21 protein-coding genes are annotated in these 19,576 nt (G+C 51.0%); 11 read left to right on the top strand and 10 right to left on the bottom strand.

What is annotated here, in order from left to right; genetic code table 11:
* The first annotated feature begins 13 nt into the window (after positions 1–13).
* The 3 genes from QCB44_RS07635 to rmuC all read left to right on the top strand — a co-directional run bounded on the left by QCB44_RS07635 (position 14) and on the right by rmuC (position 2,754).
* Complete coding sequence (locus QCB44_RS07635; RefSeq protein ID WP_279409142.1) at positions 14–631, top strand: hypothetical protein; 618 nt, start codon at positions 14–16, stop codon at positions 629–631.
* Positions 632–658: 27 nt separating this feature from the next.
* Positions 659–1,291 (top strand): hypothetical protein, encoded by a 633-nt coding sequence (locus QCB44_RS07630; RefSeq protein ID WP_279409141.1) that lies wholly within the window; start codon positions 659–661, stop codon positions 1,289–1,291.
* A gap of 62 nt (positions 1,292–1,353) precedes the next feature.
* Positions 1,354–2,754: a DNA recombination protein RmuC gene (gene rmuC / locus QCB44_RS07625; RefSeq protein WP_279409138.1), complete on the top strand. Its 1,401-nt coding sequence runs from the start codon at positions 1,354–1,356 to the stop codon at positions 2,752–2,754.
* 36 nt (positions 2,755–2,790) lie between these two features.
* On the opposite strand, the gene QCB44_RS07620 is transcribed toward rmuC, so the two are convergent.
* The gene (locus tag QCB44_RS07620; RefSeq protein WP_279409137.1) at positions 2,791–3,306 is read right to left on the bottom strand and encodes a GNAT family N-acetyltransferase; all 516 of its coding nucleotides are present in this window, start codon (positions 3,304–3,306) and stop codon (positions 2,791–2,793) included.
* Positions 3,307–3,312: 6 nt separating this feature from the next.
* On the opposite strand from QCB44_RS07620, the gene QCB44_RS07615 reads away from it, so the two are divergent.
* Positions 3,313–3,933, top strand: coding sequence for a DTW domain-containing protein (locus QCB44_RS07615; RefSeq protein ID WP_279409135.1), 621 nt, complete (start codon positions 3,313–3,315; stop codon positions 3,931–3,933).
* A 30-nt stretch (positions 3,934–3,963) separates the two neighbouring features.
* On the opposite strand, the gene QCB44_RS07610 is transcribed toward QCB44_RS07615, so the two are convergent.
* The 6 genes from QCB44_RS07610 to QCB44_RS07585 all read right to left on the bottom strand — a co-directional run bounded on the left by QCB44_RS07610 (position 3,964) and on the right by QCB44_RS07585 (position 10,750).
* Positions 3,964–5,067 carry a glycosyltransferase family 2 protein gene (locus QCB44_RS07610; protein WP_279409133.1) on the bottom strand — a complete coding sequence of 368 codons (1,104 nt, stop codon included), beginning with the start codon at positions 5,065–5,067 and terminating at the stop codon, positions 3,964–3,966.
* Positions 5,068–5,127: 60 nt separating this feature from the next.
* Positions 5,128–6,684 (bottom strand): glycosyltransferase family 39 protein, encoded by a 1,557-nt coding sequence (locus QCB44_RS07605; protein WP_279409130.1) that lies wholly within the window; start codon positions 6,682–6,684, stop codon positions 5,128–5,130.
* Between the two features lie 15 nt (positions 6,685–6,699).
* Complete coding sequence (locus QCB44_RS07600) at positions 6,700–8,073, bottom strand: mannose-1-phosphate guanylyltransferase/mannose-6-phosphate isomerase (protein WP_279409128.1); 1,374 nt, start codon at positions 8,071–8,073, stop codon at positions 6,700–6,702.
* Between the two features lie 99 nt (positions 8,074–8,172).
* Positions 8,173–8,910 (bottom strand): SDR family oxidoreductase, encoded by a 738-nt coding sequence (locus tag QCB44_RS07595; protein ID WP_279409126.1) that lies wholly within the window; start codon positions 8,908–8,910, stop codon positions 8,173–8,175.
* A 53-nt stretch (positions 8,911–8,963) separates the two neighbouring features.
* Positions 8,964–10,346, bottom strand: a complete 1,383-nt coding sequence (locus QCB44_RS07590) for an FAD-binding oxidoreductase (RefSeq protein ID WP_279409125.1) — start codon at positions 10,344–10,346, stop codon at positions 8,964–8,966.
* On the bottom strand, positions 10,343–10,750 hold the full coding sequence (locus QCB44_RS07585; RefSeq protein ID WP_279409123.1) for a GtrA family protein: 408 nt from the start codon (positions 10,748–10,750) through the stop codon (positions 10,343–10,345). The genes QCB44_RS07590 and QCB44_RS07585 overlap by 4 nt, the downstream gene beginning before the upstream one ends.
* A gap of 103 nt (positions 10,751–10,853) precedes the next feature.
* Between QCB44_RS07585 and QCB44_RS07580 the strand changes: the two genes are divergently transcribed.
* Genes QCB44_RS07580 through QCB44_RS07570 form a run of 3 tightly spaced genes read left to right on the top strand, consistent with a single transcriptional unit; the run spans position 10,854 to position 13,792 of the window.
* On the top strand, positions 10,854–11,750 hold the full coding sequence (locus QCB44_RS07580; protein ID WP_279409122.1) for a decaprenyl-phosphate phosphoribosyltransferase: 897 nt from the start codon (positions 10,854–10,856) through the stop codon (positions 11,748–11,750).
* 26 nt (positions 11,751–11,776) lie between these two features.
* The gene (locus tag QCB44_RS07575) at positions 11,777–12,208 is read left to right on the top strand and encodes a divergent PAP2 family protein (protein WP_279409120.1); all 432 of its coding nucleotides are present in this window, start codon (positions 11,777–11,779) and stop codon (positions 12,206–12,208) included.
* Positions 12,209–12,217: 9 nt separating this feature from the next.
* Positions 12,218–13,792 (top strand): glycosyltransferase family 39 protein, encoded by a 1,575-nt coding sequence (locus QCB44_RS07570; protein ID WP_279409118.1) that lies wholly within the window; start codon positions 12,218–12,220, stop codon positions 13,790–13,792.
* Positions 13,793–13,825: 33 nt separating this feature from the next.
* Here QCB44_RS07570 and epmB read toward each other — a convergent pair whose 3' ends face one another.
* A complete protein-coding gene (gene epmB / locus QCB44_RS07565) occupies positions 13,826–14,761 on the bottom strand; it encodes an EF-P beta-lysylation protein EpmB (RefSeq protein ID WP_279409117.1) in 936 nt (311 codons plus the stop codon).
* 138 nt (positions 14,762–14,899) lie between these two features.
* Here epmB and efp point away from each other — a divergent pair, with 138 nt between their 5' ends.
* Together efp and epmA are read left to right on the top strand one after the other, a co-directional pair.
* A complete protein-coding gene (efp, locus tag QCB44_RS07560; RefSeq protein ID WP_279409116.1) occupies positions 14,900–15,466 on the top strand; it encodes an elongation factor P in 567 nt (188 codons plus the stop codon).
* On the top strand, positions 15,456–16,454 hold the full coding sequence (epmA, locus tag QCB44_RS07555; RefSeq protein WP_279409114.1) for an EF-P lysine aminoacylase EpmA: 999 nt from the start codon (positions 15,456–15,458) through the stop codon (positions 16,452–16,454). The genes efp and epmA overlap by 11 nt, the downstream gene beginning before the upstream one ends.
* On the opposite strand, the gene QCB44_RS07550 is transcribed toward epmA, so the two are convergent.
* The gene (locus QCB44_RS07550; RefSeq protein ID WP_279409113.1) at positions 16,451–17,113 is read right to left on the bottom strand and encodes an NAD(P)H-dependent oxidoreductase; all 663 of its coding nucleotides are present in this window, start codon (positions 17,111–17,113) and stop codon (positions 16,451–16,453) included. The two genes, epmA and QCB44_RS07550, sit on opposite strands and share 4 nt — an antisense overlap.
* A 277-nt stretch (positions 17,114–17,390) precedes the next feature.
* Between QCB44_RS07550 and QCB44_RS07545 the strand changes: the two genes are divergently transcribed.
* Together QCB44_RS07545 and QCB44_RS07540 are read left to right on the top strand one after the other, a co-directional pair.
* Positions 17,391–18,029, top strand: a complete 639-nt coding sequence (locus QCB44_RS07545) for a glutathione S-transferase N-terminal domain-containing protein (protein WP_279409111.1) — start codon at positions 17,391–17,393, stop codon at positions 18,027–18,029.
* Positions 18,029–18,508, top strand: coding sequence for a ClpXP protease specificity-enhancing factor (locus tag QCB44_RS07540; protein ID WP_279409110.1), 480 nt, complete (start codon positions 18,029–18,031; stop codon positions 18,506–18,508). Before QCB44_RS07545 ends, QCB44_RS07540 begins: the two co-directional genes overlap by 1 nt.
* Positions 18,509–18,538: 30 nt before the next feature.
* On the opposite strand, the gene mvaD is transcribed toward QCB44_RS07540, so the two are convergent.
* The gene (gene mvaD / locus QCB44_RS07535) at positions 18,539–19,576 is read right to left on the bottom strand and encodes a diphosphomevalonate decarboxylase (RefSeq protein ID WP_279409107.1); all 1,038 of its coding nucleotides are present in this window, start codon (positions 19,574–19,576) and stop codon (positions 18,539–18,541) included.

The following is a 19,576-nucleotide window of genomic DNA, read 5'->3' as shown; positions in this document are numbered from 1 at the left end:
AGCATTGCTAGTCATGGCTATTCTCATTGGGATTTTCGCCGGCTTGTGGCAGCTCGTGACTGAGAAGCAGCAAGAGCTTAAAAAGATAGAAACGGTTAAGTTTAGAGAACTGAACTCTCTTCGTAGCCAGGTTAACTTTTTGCAGCAACAGGTCAAGCTTTATAAACAATATGGTGAAAAATATAAGGACTTGGTGCGAAAAGGGATTGTTAAGCAGCAGGATCGCGTTTTTTGGGCGGACTCCCTGATTCAGATGCAAAAGACCTTGGTTATGCCAGAGTTTACCTTCCAGTTTACCCCGGAGCAGGCATTGGACAGTAACCGTTTCAGCGGTATCACAGTGGATAAAGGCTTTTTTTATTTTAGTCGCCTCAACCTTAATATGGCTTTGCAGCATGATGGCGATCTGCCCAAATTGCTCAATGCCATTAATGAGCGTATCTCTCCCTTTTACTTGGTAGATCATTGCAGTTATACGCTGCATGATGATAAGGAAGTCAAGAAAACGAAAGATGAGTGGGACGGAAAGGAGTTTATTCAGCCTGCGTTTGATCCTGAATCTGGTAATATTGATACAGAGTGCTCCTTAGTGGTATTCCATACGCATTCAAAACTGGCTAAGAATCTGTAACGCGCAAAGGCTTGGAAGGAAAATATTATGAATTTATTTTCACTCAACGATATGCCAACACATTGGGCAGGCCTGGTCGTAATCGGTGTATGCTGTCTGTTTTCCCCTTATACGCAAGCTCAAGAGCAGGAGGAGTTAAACCGTGTCGTGTTGACCCCTGAGCAGCGTGCCAAAATCGATGCTGAACGATTGGCTTACCTAAAGAGTTTAAAGGTCAATCAGGTTGAAGATGAAAAAGAAGAGCCTCCGGTCAAGAAGAGTGGTTCGGCAACAAAGTCAAAAAAACGCATTATTTTGCCCAGAAAATTAACGGTCTCTGCCGTCATCGAAACGCCCGAAGGCAAAAAATGGGTGCGTGTTAATGACAAATTTAATGAGATACCATCCAAACATGTAAACATTGAATATCCACAGAGCAATCCCAAGGGAGCACAATTCAAAGTCGATACGCGAGGTGAGGTTTTTGTTCCAGTTGGCAGTACCTATCTACCGCGCAGCAATAAAATAGTGGAAACCTATAAGCTGGATGCAAAAACGCGGAAGGCTGATGCCAAACAGCAAATTTTGCAAGCGAACCAAAAGACGATTGAGCGTACCTTAAAAGACGTCAAAACAGTGAATACACCTCCGGTTAAATCTGAAAGCACACCTAAAAAATGAACGAATCCAGTTTTCTTATTTGGGTTCTTATCGCCCTTGGTTGGTTATTATCTGCAGTCTTTGTGCTAAAAACCCAACGTTTGAAACGGCAACTGGATCAGTGTCATGTTCACAATGCTTCTCAAGCCGAACAGCTTGCCAGATTAGATTTCTTTGAATCTCAAGTCGCTGAGCAACAGCGTCTTATTTCTGAACTCAAACCCCTAGAAGGAACCGTAGCGCAGCTGGAAAAGCAGCTGGAAACTCTGCTTAGCCAATTGCAGCACAAAGAGGATGAGCTGAGAGCTGTCAATCAAAAGCAGCAACGCTTAGGCGAAGCGAATGCTGAATTGAACGCGACCTTAGAGCTTGAAAGACAAAAGGCTGAAGAGAAGATTCAATTGCTTGAGGAGGCCAAAAAACAGTTGGCCAATGAATTCAAAGTGCTCGCTAATCAGATTTTTGACAGTAAACAGCAGCAGTTTAACGAGCACAGCCGACAGAACATGGAATCGGTCGTGAAGCCGATGAAAGCGGCGCTGGAGTCTTTTCAGCAGCGCGTAGAACATGTTCATAAAGAGGATCTGGAAGGCCGTGCCGGTCTGGCTGAACAGTTGAAGCAGCTGCAAAGTTTGAATGCCAAAATGTCCCAAGAGGCGCAGAATTTAACTCAAGCTTTGAAAGGCGATAGCAAAACCCAAGGGAACTGGGGAGAGTTGATTCTGGAGCGTCTGCTGGAACGTTCCGGTCTGCGCGAAGGGATTGAGTTCGAACGGGAAAAATCTTTTGTGGACGATGAAGGGCGCCGTCTGCGCCCGGATGTCATTCTCAACTTACCCGATCATAAACACATTATTATCGATTCCAAAGTTTCTCTGTTGCATTACGAGCAAGCATTGAACAGCGAATCGGAAGCTGCACGGACTAAAGCGCTTAAACAGCACTTGAACAGTCTCAAAGCCCATATTGATACCCTGGCAAGCAAACGCTACGAACATTTGGAGCGGCTGAACGCACCGGATTTTGTCCTGATGTTTGTGCCCGTGGAAGGGGCTTATCTGATGGCGATCGAATCTGATCCGTCAGTGTTTGAAAATGCGTTTGAAAAACGGGTGGCCGTGGTAACGCCGACTACGCTGTTTACAACTCTAAAAACCATTGAACAGCTTTGGCGCTATGAGCGTCAGAGTGAAAATACCGTCAAGTTAATAAAGCGAGCTGCAGATGTGCATGATAAGTTTGTCGGTTTTGTCGAAACCTTCGAGCGTGTCGGTAAACAGATCGATACTGCACACAACAGCTATCAAACTGCACGCAAGCAGATGATGAGTGGTTCGGGTAATCTAGTGCGTCAGGCGGAAATGCTTAAGGAACTGGCCGGTAAGACCAAAAAAGAGATTCCCAAACACCTTCTGGACGAAGCAGAAGGCGGCATGGATGCGCTAAATGACTTTGACTCCAGTGACGCAGAAAAGCCCCTTTAATCAGCAGTTTGTCTTCATGTTTTTCAGGAAAGCATTTCACTCTATTCTCGTCTGTCGCATCATGCACAGCCATTTTTTATTCTGCTGACAGGCCTGTTCAAAACGTTGTCGCAATGATACAGGCAGCCTTTCTGTTTCACAGAGTTCATAACCAAGTGGTTGGTAAAAGCTTTGCAAGTGTTCGTAGGGGAAAGCGTAAATAGTGTGTGCGGATAAATCTGCTTGTTCAAGCTGTTGATGCATAAACTGTAAAAGGGCGCTGGCAATGCCTTGATGCCGGTACTGCGGAGTGACAAATACCCCGCGTAGCCAAAAATTGTTTTCAGCAAATCTGGTCGACGTGTTATGCGCCAATGGCAGAAGACGAGCACAGCCAATCACGTTTGGGCCATCCTTGACGATAAAGTTTAAGTCGCCGCGTCCCGCAGATGGTTGCTGGTGACGTTTTAAAAAATGGTTGAGCAGAGCGAGGGCTGTTCGTGATTCTAGTGTCCCGCTATTGGGCAGGATTTTCTGGTAAAGTAATGCTTCTTTGTTGATTTCATTATTCATCTTATCATGTCCAGAAAAGTCTGCGAACGCTGCGGTCGCCCTGAAAAAGTTTGCCTCTGTCCATTTATCACGCCGCTGGAAAACCGGGTGGAAATTGGTATTTTACAGCACCCGAGCGAAGTCAAGCAGATTAAAGGTACGGCCATAATCGCGACGCTGAGTTTGTCACACTGCCGCCTCTGGGAAGGGGAACGCTTTTCCGACGTAGGCGATTTTCACGACTGGCTCCAGCAAGGTACAGTCTATCTGCTCTATCCCGAACTTGGAGATCATGCCGCCTCTAAGCCAGTGGAAACTAGGAGTCTGGTTGAATTGAAGCAAGCATTAAGGTGCGCCGGAGAAGAGGGGCCGTTGGTCAAAATCCTGCTGCTTGACGGAACTTGGCGCAAAACTCATAAAATGATGATGCTCAATCCGGAGCTGCAATCGCTTCCCAGATTGACATTACATCCACAGCGGACCTCTGCCTATCGTATCCGTAAGCAGAAGAATGACCAGTCTTTATCTACGATTGAGGCGATCTACGAAGTTCTCAGCGGACTGGAAGAAAATCAATCCTTTGAGCCGCTTTTGGAGGCATTCGAGCAGATGAACCAACAGCAACTGGCCTTTCGGCCGGTACATTAATACTCTTTACCATGGACAGGCCTGCTGCATTCAGTGCTTGGATTCGTCATGCACCTCTTCGCGCAGTTTGCGGAAGATAAACAGGTTGGAAATGGTGAAGTTAAAGCCCATTCCCATCAAGACCCCGATGATCAGCGCAAAAATCATATGTTCCTGGAAGAAAGGCACATAGGTTGTGAGGGTGTAATAGGTCCCGTAGTTGACCGAAAACCCGAGCAGTGAACTGGTGACAAACGCGCTCCATTGAGTCGCTTTGCGTGTTTTCTCACGGTGGTTAAAGGTCATGACTCGGTTGAGCATCCAGTTCCAGGTTGCCGCCGGCCAGAATGAGATTGCTCGCGCCACGGTATGTGACAGGCCGAACATCTGCAGCACTAAATAGACCAGTAGGTCGACAATAAAACCGCTGCTGCCGACCAACGCAAACTGGAAGAACTCCGCCTTGGTTTTGAACTTGTACTGATAGAGGCGGCGCAGGTGGCGCAGATATTTGATCTGTTCGCCCAGCGTCAGTTTGGATTCCCCGTACACGCGATCGACAAAGTGGATCGGTACTTCGGTTACCTTCTGGAAGTCACCTTTGACCATGACTTCCAAAGCGATTTTGTAGCCGATAGGCGACAATTTATGGCTGGATGGCAGGTCTTTGCGGCGCAGTGCAAAAAAACCGGACATCGGGTCTTTAACGCGTGTCAGCGGCAGGGCCGGCAGGGTCGCGACCGCAGAGTTAATATAACGCCAAAGGGTCCAGCTCTCGTCAATGCTGCCGCCCGGCACATAGCGTGAGCCAAGCACAAAATCACTTTCGCCCGATTCCAGCAGTGCCACCATCTTTGGAATGGCGCTCGCCGGATGCGACAGATCGGCATCCATTACCACCACAATATCCCCTTGGGCTTCATCGAAACCGTCGATGACCGCAGGAGAAAGCCCGCGATTTTCCGTGCGGGTGATAATGCGGATCGGATGTAGCAGGCTAAGCTTTGCGACCTTTTCAATCGAACCGTCCTGGGAGTTGTCATCCATAATCAGAATTTCATAATCCAGACCGTTGAGCTCGGCTTGAATCATCTCACTGAGCGGCTGCAGATTTTCAACTTCCTGATAGGTGGGGACAATGATGGAGACTTTCATAGAATTCCGGTGGATGCTTGTTAACTGCTTATTAACCTTAAAGCTTAATGGCGATATTGATCAACGCAAATAATTGCGGCAATGGTAAAAATAGTAGCTCACTATTATAGAGTGCTTTGATTCGATTGGCAGGGTTTTTACCGGTTCGCACTGCTCAAAACGATTGGGTCTGTTGGTTTGCGGTGGCACCGTCTCGTAATGCGGCACCACCAGCAGGCCGTCCATGCCGGGGGCGGCACGACCAAACCAAAATTCAAACTGGGTCTGCTTGCCGGTGGTGACGTACACAGGTTGCGGGCGCACATACCACGTCAGATGGCTGGCGTAACTCCAATTGGAGACAAACAGCGGCAGAGGTTGTGCCGGATTTGACTCATTTGTCAGTTGAGTTTGCAATTCCGTAGCGGTTTGCGCCGCCGCTTCCCAGCCAAGTTCACCCTGTAGCGGATGTTTGTGATCGTCAAAAGCAATCCAGGAGCTGAACATCAGACTGTGCAGCAGGGTGACTAAAATCACGCTAAACAGGATTTGCAAATAGACCAAGCCGCGGATCATAAGACGTTGACGGCGTTGCCACAGCCAATCGACTACCAGTGGGATCAACAACAGCCAAGCCAATGAAGGCCAGTGCGGTAAGTTCTCTTCACGTCCCGAGCTCCACAGAAACAGGGCAAATACCGGCAGGGCAAACAGCAGCAACAGGCGGTGCGGTCGGCTGCGGTAGTTGTGGCGGGCAAACAGCATCCACCAGCCCAGTAGAAACAGCAGCGGCAGATACACCGCAAACTGTGCCGCCTGAGAGCGCAACAGGCGCTCCAGTCGCCAGTCTGGGTTGTGGGTGCCGTGATTCAGTTGGTAGACAAATGACGCCCAATCATGGATGGCATTCCAGTAAATCAGTGGTGAAATCACCAGCAGCGCAACCAAGACCGCCAGCCACAGTCCCTTATCGGTCAGCCACTGCCAGCGTTTTTCGATGATCAAGACGGCCAGTAGAGAAACCACCAAGGTGACGGCGGTGTATTTGGAGAGCGCCGCCAAACCGACCAATATTCCGAGCAGCAGCCACTGTTTTAAAGAGGCCTGTTCGGTTTTTAACATCTCCCACACCAGCCATACCAGGGCGAGAACGATGACTAAAAGAGGGTCATCCGGCAGCATGCCAAAGCCCATTAATGGGAACATCAGGGTGCCGTTGAGCAGGGCAATACTCCAGAAACCGCGCCAGTCACAAACCGAACAGGCCTGTTCAGTTTGCTGGTTGGAAGCAGGCGAAGAACTCGCCGCCCGAAGGGGTAAGGCGAGAAACAGGCTTAGGGTTAACCGGTAGAGCAGCCAATTGAGCGCAACATAGAGTCCGATCGGCACAATGCGCGCACCCCAGTCGGAAGGAAACAGCCACATCGGAATGATTTGCAGCCAGCCGACCAGGGGCGGATGATCAAAATAACTCCAGTCCGGCATGAGGCCGTAAAGCGCATAGTGCGCCTCATCGCCGCCCAGCTCGGCCACAAAAGCGAGTGCGATGTGGACAAGGGTCATCAAGGCCACCAAAGCGATCGCCGCATGGTGGGGAAGGAGTCTGGTTGCGCGCAAGGTTTGCTGGATTTCAGTCATGGTCAATTAGGGGGATTAAGTGCGGCCGTAGCTGTCTTCAAAACGGATAATGTCGTCTTCTCCGGTGTATTCGCCCACCTGGGCTTCAATCAATACCAGGTCCAACTGACCGTTGTTTTCCAGGCGGTGTACTTCGCCGATCGGAATATAGGTCGACTCGTTCGGGCGCACCAGTTGGGTTTTTTCGCCCACGGTGACGGTGGCGGTGCCGGAAACCACCACCCAATGCTCGCTGCGATGCAGGTGTTTTTGCAGGCTCAAGCGCTTGCCGGGTTTGACTACGATGCGTTTGATTTTGTATTTGTCTTCCGATTCCAGCACCGTATAGGTGCCCCACGGACGGTGCGCGGTCTGGTGAATCATCGGCAGTTCGCTGCCTTGGGCTTTAAGCTCTTCCACTACCCGTTTGATTTTCTGCCCGGACCCTTTGGGGGCGATCAGCAGCGCGTCATCGGTGTCGATGACCATCAGGTCTTCCACGTCGAGCAGCGCAATCAAACGCTGGTCGCCGATAATCAGGTTGTTTTGGGCATTCAACAGAATGCTGTTGTCGACTTGGGTATTGCCATCGGCGTCGGTCGGCAGTTCTTCGCTCAAGGATTCAAAACTGCCGACATCGCTCCAGCCGATGTCGCTCGGCACCACTTTGACTTGATCGCTGTGTTCCATCACCGCGTAGTCGATGCTGTTTTCCGGAATCGCCAGCATGGCCGCCAGCGGAATGCGCAGGAAATCGCCTTTTTCGCTCTGTTCATAGGCGGTAACACAGGCGTCGTACATCTCTGGAGCATGGGTTTTCAGCTCCTCCAGAAAGACGCCGGCCTTAAAGCAGAACATGCCGCTGTTCCAGAAATAATTGCCTTGTTGCAGGTAGGATTCCGCGGTTTCCTGAGAGGGCTTTTCCTTGAAGGAGCGAACCTCATGGCCATCGGCTTCAATGTAGCCAAAGCCGGTTTCCGCATAGCCCGGCTGAATGCCGAAGGTCACCAGCTGGTTTTGTCTGGCCAGCGCGGCAGCTTCTGTGACCGCCGCCTCATAAGCGTTCTGCTGTTTGATCAGGTGATCCGACGGAGTGACAAACACCAGTTCTTCGGGATCCAGAGACAGACAGGCGAGCGCGATCGCCGGTGCGGTATTGCGTCCGACCGGTTCCAGAACAAACTGCGGCGTGTGCGTTAGGTTGAGCGCTTGCATCTGATCCAGCGCCAGAAAGTATTGTTCCTGATTGGAGACAATCACAAAGCGCTCGCAGAACGGCTGGTTTCTTTGCACGGTTTTCTGAAACAGCGATTCGCCGTTGAAAAGCGGCACAAACTGTTTGGGAAGGAGAGTTCGGCTGACCGGCCACAGACGAGTACCGGAACCGCCGCAAAGAATCAGGTTAATCATAGAAAAATCATTCGTTTTTGAGCAAAGTTTTTATTCTACTGTATTTGCAAGGCAGATACAGATTCGATGCAGACTAACTCTGCGAGCTTCCAGGTGTGACTAGAGCTTCATTTTTTTAAAGATAAATTCCGGGATATTGCGGATGATCAGCATAATCCAGCGCCAGAAAAACGGGGTGTAGAGCGTATCGCGTTGTTTGTCGATCGCTTTGACAATGCTTTGAGCAATGGTCTGCGGTTTGGCCCACAAAGGCCCTTTTTTAAAACCGGCGGTCATCGGCGTGTCGACAAAACCGGGTTTGATGTCCAGCACCTGAATGTCCTTGGAAGCCAAACGGTTGCGCAGCCCCTGCAAGAAAATCGATACCATCCCTTTGGCGGCCCCGTACACATAATTGGATTGGCGACCGCGGTCCCCGGCCACACTGGTAATCACCGCCAGGGTGCCGTAACCTTGAATTTCCATCTGGTTGGCCAGCCAGGTCAGCAGCGAAACGGTACTGATGGCGTTGGTATTGAGTTCGCGCAAGGTGGTATGAATCGACTCCTGACAGGCCTGTTGATCCGGCAGGGTGCCGTGGGCAATCAGCACCACATCGAAAGTGCCGACGCTGCTAAAAGCCGTTTGCAAGACGCTTGCATGCTGATCGATGTCGTTGACGTCGAGTTTGGCCCAGTGCGCTTCGGCGGCCCCGCGGATTTTCGCGTCATTGGCTAGGGTTTCTAATTTTTCCTCGTCACGCCCGAGCAGATACAGTTCTGCCCCCTGGTGGGCATAGAGTCTTAAGGTCGCTTCGGCAATGGAGGAGGTGGCGCCGATGATGAGTATTTTTTGCATGATTGGTTCCTGAAATCTTTGCTATTGAATGGCCGTCTCTTTACAGTCCGAGGCTACAGTCCAAGACGTTGCGATTGCCGTGAACGGAACAGACGGTCGGCACCGTATTGGCTGCGCACTTCCTGAAACACTTCCCATTGCGGATAACTCTGTTTGAAGGTGGCTTCGGACATGCGAGCGTCTTTGGTCAAATAGAGGCGTCCGCCGCAATCGAGCACAATGCGGTCCAGCTCGTCCAGAAATTCAAACAGGCCTGGTGAGATTTTAAAGTCGAGTGCCAGAGTATAGCCTTCCACCGGGAAGCTCAAATAGTTCTGATTTTGCGGGCCGAAGGCTTTGAGTACCGCCAGAAACGAACCACGTTTGGAGCGGGTAATCGCTTCCAGAATGCGGCTCATACCGACCAGGCCTGCCGACTTTGGAATGACGAACTGATATTGCACAAAGCCGTTTTTGCCATAGAGGCGGTTCCAGTTATGCAGACCGTCCAGCGGATAGAAGTAGGGATCGTAATGCACGCTGCGGGTTTGATGGGTGCGCGTCTGCTTGTGGTAGTAGAGGGTGTTGAACGCCTGGATGGAGTAGCGGTTTAGCAGCATCGACGGCATATTTATGGGCACGTTCATTTTGCCGTTTTTGTGGGCTTGCAGTGCTGATTCCTGAGATTGTTCTTCTTTAACCGCTTCTTCACGGCTTTCATGCTCGCCCAGCATCAGCAGCGAACGCCCCAGTTTTTTGCCGGTGGCCAGACAGTCGATCCAGGCCACGGAATAGGTGGCGTTGTCGTGTTCTTCAAACAGCGTCAGCGTCTCTTCCAGATTGGCGGTTTTATAGCTCGATTCGGCAATCAGTGCACTTGCAATCGGAATCAACCTCAAGGTGGCTTCAACAATCACCCCGGTCAGTCCCATGCCGCCGCAAGTGGCATGAAACAGCGGGGCGTTTTCCTGCGGTGAACAGGACATCACTTCGCCGGAAGCAACGACCAGTTTCAAGGAGGAAACGTGCTCGCTGAAGCAGCCGTGAAGATGATGGTTTTTGCCGTGGACGTCGCTGGCAATGGCGCCGCCGACGGTAACGAATTTGGTGCCGGGGGTGACAGGCAGAAACCAGCCGCGCGGCACGAAAATGTCCAGAATGTCCGCCAAGGTGACGCCGGCGGCACAGGTCAAGTCGCCGCTGTCGGCATCAAATTGCATAAAATGGTTGAGGTGTTCGGTGTGCAGAATCTGCTCGGCCAAAGCGCTGTCACCGTAACTGCGGCCAAGACCGCGGGTGATCAAGCCATATTGGTCGAGGCCGTTGCGTTTCGTCTCTGAAAACAGTTCGCGGATTTTGCGTTTGGAGTGCACGGCAATCTGTACCGATTCCATTTTCGGATACTGTCCCCAGCCGCTGACGCTCTGCTGAGGAAGCTGATTGTAGAGTGGCGTCATGGGGTGGCTTCCTTGTGGACAAATACAAAACGTTTGTCGAGCTGGTATTTGATAAAGTAGCCGATCGCCAAGCCGATGACGCCGCCGAGGTAGCGCATCTCTTTGGTGGCAAACAGTGCGTCGAAGCCGAACTCAAAGCCCCAGAAAATGACCGTGGTCAACACGCCCATCAAGCTATAGAGCATGAACGTGCGGCTGTCGTGTTGCAGGTTTTGGGTTTGATATTGGAAGATGTATTTTTTGTCCAGGACATACTTTACCACCAGGCCGACCGCAGTTCCGACGAGAATGGAGAGGGTGATCGTATACAGACCGCTGTAAAGTCGCAGGGTGATATCCTGGCTGAGAATGTTGGCGGCGGTGGCGATGACCGCAAAAATCGTGTAAATTAGCGCAATCTTCATAGTGATGGTTCTTTGCAGGCTCTTTGCGCATTTTGCGGCAATACATGAAAAGAGTCGCTGCGAACGAGGCTGTTCACGGTTTATCCAAGGTTCAATAATTGTCATGAATTCTAACACCGATCACACGGCGAATAAATCGGTTTCGTCCGCGGCGCTTTTCGGTCTTTTCAAATTGATGCGACCGCGTCAATGGGTTAAAAACGGTTTTGTGTTCGCGCCGTTGATTTTTGCCGGTCTGTTTTTGCAGTGGGAAGCGGTTTCACAGGCGGTACTGGCGTTTGTGCTGTTCAGTCTGGCGTCGTCGGCGACCTATATTGTCAACGATCTGCGCGACATTGAGGATGATCGTAAGCACCCGGTTAAATCGCTGAAGCGCCCGCTGGCCAGCGGTCAAGTCAAGCCAGGTCAAGCGGTGACATTATTGTTAGGGCTTTATGCGCTGTTGATCGGCGGGGTGTTTTTACAGCCGCAAGTGATGGCGGTGATTCTCGCCTATCTGCTCCTCAATCTGGCGTACTCTTATTTTTTGAAACACCAGCCGGTGCTGGATATTTTTACCATCGCCATCGGCTTTGTGTTGCGGGTGTATGCCGGCGCCATGGCGATTGAGGTCCCGGTCTCTTCCTGGATGTTTGTCACCACCTTGAGTTTGGCGCTGTTTCTGGCGGCGATTAAACGCCGCCAGGAGTTAATGCAGAGCGGCGATGGCGCGCGCAAGGTGTTAAAAATGTATTCGGTGTCGATTGTCGATAAGTTTGCAGAGATTTCCGCCACCGGCGCCTTGTTGTTCTACAGCTTTTTTGTGATGTCGGCGCGCCCCGAGCTGGTGGTGACAGTGCCGTTTGTGCTGTTTGGTCTGTTCCGTTACTGGTACATTGTGGAGTTTATCGGCGAAGGCGAATCCCCGACCGATGCCTTGTTGGCGGATAAACAATTGATGCTGACGGTTTTAGGCTGGGTGATTGCATCCGTCTGGGCCCTGTGGCCTGCGGCCGCATAATCGCATGATGGAGAGGTAAAGCGAACATGGATTTAACCTATGCGTTGACCCCGTTTTTTGCCTGGCTGGTCACCGGCGTCACCAAATTTGCGGTTAACTGCATCCGCGAGCGCCGTTTGGCGTTTGATCTGATCGGTTACGGCGGCATGCCGAGCAACCACAGCGCGATTGTCAGCAGTGTCGCGGCGATGGTTGCACTGCGCGAAGGTCTGGATCATCCTGCCTTTGGCGTTGCCGTTGGGGTGGCGTTTGTGGTGATGCTGGATGCCAACAGTCTGCGCCGTCAAATCGGCCGCCATGCCGAGCGCATCAATGCGCTGAACCTGCATGTGGGGGTGGAGCATACGATTCTGCGGGAACGTATGGGACATTCCAAACTGGAAATCCTCGCCGGCATTGCGGTGGGCATTGTCAGTGCACTTGTGCTTAACAGCGTTTCTTACATTCTGGTTTTTTAAGGAATCGTGGTGCGTTCCGATTCTTCCTTAGCCTCTCCTTCCAAGGCTCAACTTTGGGCAGGCCTGTCCGTTTTTGAAAAGCGTTTGATCGGGGCGTTTATTGTCTTGAAAGTCGCATTGCTGGTGTGGATTCCGCTGACCGGAGACGAGGCCTACTTTATCTGGTGGGGGCAAAATCCCGCTTGGGGGCATTACGATCATCCGCCGGCTGTCGGCTGGGTCAATGCCGTCTTGAGTCAGCTTGGCGATCATCTTTATGTCTACCGAGGTTTTGCCTTTGCGGCTTCGGTATTGATGAGTTGGCTGCTTTATCGCCTGCTGGTTTTTGTTCCGCAAGACAACCATTCGGGCGTGGGTCATGCCACCGCCAAACGCGCTTTCTACGTGGCGCTGGCGTTTTTTGTTTCGCCGGTCTCCTTGATGTTTGTCATTAATGCCAATGACACCGTACTGGCGCTGTTCGCCATGCTCGGTTTCTACTTCTTTGCACGCGCGTTGCACAGTTCGTCATTGTGGCCGGTTTTGTGGGGCGGACTATTTTTAGGCTTGGCGTTTTTGTCCAAGTACTTCGCCGCCTTTATGCTGGCAGGCCTGTTGGTTTTCAGTGTGGTCTATGCGCGCCGTTACGGCTGGAAGCGCCCATTGGTGATGGCGCTGATCGTACTCGCGTTTGTCGCCGAAAACCTGTGGTTTAACTGGACGCACTGCTGGAACAATGTTCTGTTTAACTTCTTTTCGCGCACCCGTGACAGCGAGATTGACTTGACCAATACCGCGGTTTTGATTGCGATGTTGATCGCGATGCTGTCGCCAAAAGGCGTTTATGACTGGGTCAAAGAAAAGGCGTATCGCAGCTTTGCTAAAAGTGAGCAGGCCTGGCTACAGCCGCTGGTACTCTATGCTGCCTTGCCGCTATTGTTGGTCTTGTTGGTGGTGAGTCTCTCCAATCCGGTCGGCTTGCACTGGCCGCTGCTTTCCATCCCAATTCTGTATCTGTTGTATGCCGGATTGTCATCCGCCAGACTTAAGGGCTTGCTGGTGTTTAACGGGGTGTCGTCGCTGCTGATCGCGGCGGTGCTGCTGGGGCTGTTGCCGTTTGTGGAACGGGTGGTGTCGCCGGCGCAGCAGCATCAGGTGGCATTGTATCTGCAGACCGAACAAGTGTGCGAGCAACTGCCGCAACAGACGCTGTTTACCTTGGATTACAGCAGTCAATCCACCTTGGCTTACTACTGCGGTAACGACGATATTCATGTGTTTATGAGTCGCTCCAAATACGGCCGCGAAGACGATAAGTTGACCGATTTCAAGGCTCTGGATGGCACCGACTTAACTCTATTTGTAACGAGTCAGAAAGACCTGAAAAAAATCGAACCGTTTTTTGAATCTCTAAACGTAACGGCATTGAAGCCGCTTAAAAGCGGCGATGCCAGCGTGATCTATTATCTGGTAACAGGACAGAAGTTTAACTACGCTTATTATCGGGAAAAGATACTCGAACCGGTGTATGAAAAATACTATACGGGGCCGGCTTGGTTGCCGCAGGGGAATTGCGGTTTTAAAGCCAAATACGGTTTGGAATAGGCCTGTCTAGCAGCTGGTTGAAAAAAGTTGATATCAAAGCGGGGTTTTGTAGGGCTCGCCGGCCATTTCCTGGACCAGCTTAGGCACCAGGTAACCTGGCAGTTGCTTTCTGAGTGTTTCCATCAATGCCTGCGCGCGTTGCAACGTCACTTCAAAATGTGCCGCTCCTTGAACCCGGTCAAGTTGATGTAGATAGTAGGGCAAAACCCCTTGTGCAAACAGCTTGTGACTCAATTCGATTAGGATATCTTCACGATCGTTTACCCCGTTGAGCAGCACACTCTGATTCAGCAGTTGAAATCCGGCCTGACGGTAAGCGTTAAGGCAATATTGAGTTTTATTGCTGAGTTCATGCGGGTGGTTGCAATGCACCACCATTACTTTATTCAGCCGGCTCTGCTGTGCCCAGTTTAAAAAGGCGTCTATCGGCGCTTTGCTTGGTGCCACGATCGGCGTACGCGTATGGATGCGCAACGTTTGGACATGTTTAATGGTTTCGATTTTTTCAATCAGTGTCACTAAAGCGGTTTCCCCCAAGGTAAACGGGTCGCCGCCGCTTAAAATCACTTCATGAATGGTTTCATCAGCGGCAATGGTTTGCAGTGCGCTGTCCCAGTGGCGTTGGTTGATCTGGGCTTCATACGGAAAGTGGCGACGAAAGCAGTAGCGGCAATGAATGTCACAGCGCGGACTGGCCATCAGCAAGACCCGGCCGTGATATTTGTGGATTAAGCTCGGTGTAGGGTTGGCCTTCAGGTCGCCAACCGGATCGTGCGAAAACTCAGGATGAACCTGCGACTCCGCCTCAATCGGTAAAACCTGTTTTAGAAGCGGGTCGTCTGGCTGGCCGGTTTCAATCTGCTCAATAAAATCCGCGTGCGCCTTAAATGGAAAGTTACTTTTTACCAGTCCGAGGGAAGCGGGGTCGAGTTGCAGGGTTTGGCAAAGTTGCTTGAGTTTGGTATCCATTATGATTAAGCGCTGATTTGATATCGTTTAGGCGGTTCTTGCAGTGTGTTTTCGGTTTGGTTTTCTGTTTGTGGGGTTTTCGGTTAAAATAACTGGATTTGCAAATGATTATTTTAAGGTAAACCCTCAGGTAAAGATATGGCAACTTACAGCACCAACGAATTTAAGGCCGGTTTGAAGTTCTTAATGGACGGTCAGCCTTGCTCAATTATTGAAAACACCATTGTTCAGCCAGGAAAAGGCCAGGCGTTCAACCGGGTAAAATACCGCAACCTGATGACGGGTCGCGTATTGGAAAACACCTTTAAGTCCGGTGAGAAAGTCGATGCCGCTGACGTCGTCGATACCGAATTGCAATATCTCTACAATGACGGTGAATTCTGGCACTTTATGGATCCTGAAACTTTCGACCAATACCAAGCTTCTGAAGCGGCAGTCGCCGATGTCAGCAAGTGGATGATCGAGCAGGATATGTGCACGGTGACGTTGTTTAACGGTCAGCCGATTTCGGTGACGCCACCCAAGCAAGTGACGTTGGAAGTCACCGAAACCGATCCTGGGCTGAAAGGCGATACGGCTGGAACCGGCGGTAAACCAGCGACTCTGTCAACGGGCGCGGTGGTTCAAGTTCCACTGTTCGTCCAGATCGGTGAAAAAGTTATCGTCAACACTGAAAAAGGCGAGTACGTGTCGCGTGCCAAATAAGGCGGGACTAACAACCCATTCATTGGCGGATCGCCTTAAAAAACGCTCGCAGCTGGTGCAAACGCTGCGGGCGTTTTTTTATGCCCGGAGTGTGACCGAGGTGGATACGCCGATTCTGTCTGCTGCAGGGGTGCCGGATGTGCATCTGCATGCACTGTCGACGGAGGTGCGCCTTCCCGGTGAGGCGCAACGGCAGCGATTTTACTTGCACACTTCGCCGGAATATCCGATGAAACGCCTGTTGTGCGCCGGCAGCGGGGATATTTTTTATCTCGGCAAGGTGTTCCGGGACGGGGACTTGAGTCCGCGCCATCAAATCGAATTTACGATGCTCGAGTGGTACCGAATTGGTTTTTCCATGTTTGATCTGATGGAAGAGGTCGCGGGCCTGTTGAAAACCGTTCTCGGCGATTTGGCGGTGGAGTCGATCTCTTATCAGGACGCTTTTCGGCGTTATGCAGGGGTTGAAGATATTTTCACCGCCTCGGCCGAGACGTGTCGAGCGGTACTCAAGGCTCACCAAGTAGCGGATGTGGTCGGCGTGGATGCCGACGACAAAGCGTTATGGGAGCAGCTGGTGCTGACTGAGGTGATTGAACCCAATCTGGGCTTGGTCGAGGGCAAGATGGGCATTACGTTGCTTTATCACTATCCGGCACGTGATGCCGCTTTGGCACAGTTGTGTGAGGATGACCCGCAAGTGGCCGAGCGTTTTGAGGTGTTTGTCAATGGCATGGAGTTGGCAAACGGCTATCATGAGTTAGCCGATGCCGACACCTACCGTCAGCGCTTTGAAGCCTCTCTGGCACAGCGCGCCGAGTTGGGATTGCCGAGTGTCCCTTTGGATGAAAATCTGCTGCAGGCGCTAGAGGCGCGACCGCTGCCCGATTGCAGCGGCGTCGCCTTGGGAGTAGATCGATTGTTCGCGTTACAGCAAGCTTTGAATAATATTCAACAGGGCATGGCGTTCGGCATACAGCAAGCCTAAGCCGACTGACGCGAATTTAACGGTTCGTTAAACAGCTGATCAATCTGCTCTTCGGCGTGTTTCAGTCCCTGCAATTGTTTTTCGCCTCCCATATTCATGCCAGGGGCTTCAATCATTATGGCGTTATCCAGGCCGTTGAAGCTCAAGACCGTTTGCAGATAAGGGGTGACAAAGTTCATCGCATCCAAGGGTGGCTGGGTGTAGTCACCACCTGAAGTCATGATCACTGCCACTTTGGGAATATTAAGTAATCCTTCTGGTCCGTTTTCACCATAGCGGAACGTCTCTCCAACTCGCGTCACCGTATCCAGATAGCTTTTCAGATAAGAGGGAATGGAAAAGTTATACATCGGTGTACTGATCACCAGAGCATCGGCGTTTTTCAGTTCTGCTACCCACTGATCCGATTCGGCCAAGATCTGTTTTTGTGCATCATTGCGTTGTGCTTCGGGGGTGTACATGGCGCCGATAAAGTCCGAGTTGATATGTTTCAGGGACATGTCGGCCAGGTTGTGATGAATGACTTGCCCTTCGGGATGTTGTTTTAACCAGGCCTGTTGAAAACGGTCGGCCAGCTTTTTGGATTGTGATGCATCGTTTGCTTGTGCACTGGCGTCAATGCGAAGCAGTGTATAAGCGTGATCGGTCTGTGTTGTCATGGTGTTTTCCTATCGTTGGAGTGTAGTAGTGCAAACTTTATTGAATTTTTCGATAGGGAAAAACCTCCAATCCTGAAATACAGTGTTCTTTATTTGCGATCAATGCCAAATCATTCCGGATGGATTGAGGAGAAACAGGGGGGGATTTAGGGATAAAGCAAAATCATGATGCGGAATCAGCTGTTGCGATTTTTTCGGCTAAATCAGGGACTTGACAAGGGGTGTATACTAGTAAGAACTGTTTTGTCTAATTTTTGCTTTGCATAGGAGTGCTTGCATGACCGATATTCCAATTACCAAACGTTCTGTAATGGTGCTGTTTTCTGATCCTAAAAGCCCAAGTTCGCACCGCGTGCGTTTGGTAGCCAAAGAGAAAGATATTCCTTTGGAAGTTGTTTCGGTTGAAGAAGATAATCTTCCGGAAGATTTGTTGGAGTTGAATCCTTATGGTACTTTGCCAACCCTAGTGGATCGCGATCTGGTCTTGTACGATCCGCAAGTCATTATTGAATATTTAGATGAGCGTTTCCCGCATCCCCCATTGATGTCTGTAGACCCGATTTCCAAAGCCCGTGCGCGTCAAATGCTGCGTCAAATTGAACGTGAGTGGTATCCGCTGGTGGAGACGGTGACCAAAAGCGAAGATGAAGAGGCCGTTAAGAAAGCACGCCGTGACTTGCTGGAGCGTTTGATTCAACTGATTCCTGTGTTTGAGCACAAGCCGTACTTTATGAGCGATGAATATTCTTTGGTGGATATCAGCATGGCGGTGCTGCTATGGCGTTTGCCGTCATTGGGCATTGATTTGCCAAAATCAGCCAAGCCGATTCTGGATTACGCCGAGAAAGTGATGCAGAGAGAGATGTTCTCCGAAAGCTTGTCGGACGACGAGTTGGATATGAGGGATGTCATCTGATGATTTCCAATCGTCCTTATATTATCCGCGCAATGTACGAGTGGATGGTGGACAATGAATGGACTCCGCACGTTCAGGTGGATGCTAATTATCCGGGGATTCGTGTGCCGCAGCAGTTCGCCCAGGACGGCGTGATTGTGCTGAATGTCTCGCCTTCGGCCGTGGTGGGCCTGCAGATGCATAATGATTGGTTTTCATTCAAGGCCCGTTTCCAGGGCATTGAGCAGGAAGTCGGTTTTCCACCTGAAGCCGTATTGGCGATTTTTGCGCGTGAAAACGGTCAAGGGATGCCATTTCCTCCAGAGCCTTATCCCGATGAGATCGAAGGTGAGCATGAGACCTCTCGAGCCACGACCCTAAGTGCGGTCAAATCGGCGGAGAAGGCATCCGAGGGCGACGCTTCTTCGTCAGACAAAACCGCTAAGGCGACGAAAAACGGCAAAAACGGCAAAAAGCCCAGTCTTTCTATTGTGAAGTAGCCAAGCCGATAGTGAAGAACCTATTTGTGATCAAATTGCAAACGGTTCAATGACGTCAATCTTTCCAAAAGCCTGCATAATTGCAGGCTTTTCTTGTTTTAGGAACAACAGTTTTAGGTTCGGTCCGGCATCCATGGTGAAGTAGACCGCAACTCCCTGCTGGCGAAGTTGCCAAACCTGTTGCATGGCCGCTACTGATTCCGGTTGCCAGTATAGGATAGGCGGCCAAGTCGCCATCATGGTCGCGTGCATGCTCATGGCGTTGTGTTCTGCCGTTTGTCCAAGACGTTCAAAATCCTGCTCAAGAATGGCGGCTTGGATGCTTTTCAGATCGTTTTCCGCTTGTTCCGGCCAGGCCTGGTAGAGTTCACAGGTTTCTACGGTTTGCTGCATGCCGACGGTAGAGCCTACGGCTTTTTCGCCAATATCCACTTTGAGTAAGCCAATACACAGATCGGGCCAAGTGGTGTCGATCGCTTCTGCATAGCTGTCCAATCCATCACTGCGCTCACCGCGGTGCCAAATAGCAAACCCCGGATAGAGTGAGCGGCAGGCGCTGCCACTGCCAAGTCGGGCCAGCAAAGAGAGCTTGTCTGTGGACAATTGCCATTGGAACAGGTCGTCCAGGGCCAGTACTAGGGCGGCGTAGCCGGAGGCGGAGGATGCCAGTCCGGCCGCCGTGGGTACCGTGTTATGGGTGTCGACCTGGAAAATGGTGTGTTCTGTCGGGCGAAACAGGTTCAAAAAACGACTCAAGCGCTGAGCAAAGGCTGCGTGCGGTTCAAGCGTATGATCGTTGAGCACGATTTGGTCGTGTTTTCCCTCGGAAAGCGCCAGTTCTGTCTGGGTGCCCAGGCCCGGTAAGCTGATGGAAACGCTGCCATTAATCGGCAGGTTGAGGGAGGTTTCCCGTTTTCCCCAGTATTTGCTTAAAGCGATATTGACCGGCGCTTCGCCAAAACCGCGGCTTTTGGCTTGGCTGAAGGCATTCACACCGCTACGGTGACCAATCACCTGGTTGACAAAAGCTTGTGGCGAAAGTGAGGCGCTTTGAGAGAAGTCTTTCAT

Source organism: Thiomicrorhabdus sp. zzn3, assembly GCF_029767755.1.
Classification (GTDB): domain Bacteria; phylum Pseudomonadota; class Gammaproteobacteria; order Thiomicrospirales; family Thiomicrospiraceae; genus Thiomicrorhabdus.
Note: the sequence above shows the minus strand (reverse complement) of the source record. Positions and strands in the feature narration are given on the sequence as shown.